This window comes from Salinimicrobium oceani, from assembly GCF_012037645.1.
This window is the reverse complement of record NZ_JAAVJR010000264.1, coordinates 1-583: the sequence shown is the minus strand read 5'-3', so window position 1 is coordinate 583 and position 583 is coordinate 1. Positions and strand designations below refer to the sequence as shown.

At 35.3% G+C, this 583-nt stretch carries 1 protein-coding gene; it reads right to left on the bottom strand.

What is annotated here, in order from left to right; all coding sequences use genetic code 11:
* On the bottom strand, nt 1-366 hold a 366-nt coding region (locus HC175_RS16640; RefSeq protein ID WP_209310035.1), incomplete at its 3' end, for a hypothetical protein.
* Nucleotides 367-583 lie beyond the last annotated feature (217 nt).

The following is a 583-nucleotide window of genomic DNA, read 5'->3' as shown; positions in this document are numbered from 1 at the left end:
ATTTCCCGGTACGAAATCCCCTATTCCCAGAGTTGACAGCACATAACCGGTAAAATAAAATCTTTCGGAGTGAGTCGCCGGCAAACCGGTGGTTGCATTAACCACCATTTCCTCTGCTGCATTAAAAACAGTGTAGGAACCAATAAATAGCAATAGCATCCACAAAAACGTTGTGACCAGAAGATGTGAAAGGCCAGAAAATTTAAAAATGACTCGGGAACGATTTTGAATAATGACACGATTTAAGATCTGGTTTATGATGCGGGAAAAGATGCCAAACCCATTTCCTGAAAGTGTAGTGTGAAAAAAATCAAGGTAAGTAAACAGGATGATTGTTAGTCCAATTACAATTTGAGCTGTCTCCATATTTCCTAAATTAATTAAAACCTCCTTAAAAAAATCTAATATGAACTTAAACTTTTTCTAAAGCCTTACCTCCTTCTAACCCTAAAACTTAGTGATTTCGTAAATTAAGGTTGTATGAAAAAGATATGGTTATGAAACTGGAAAAGGAAACGCAAAAAGAATTTATTAAACCATTACAGAACTCACAGGATCTTGATCCTCTTATTGAAAAAATAGG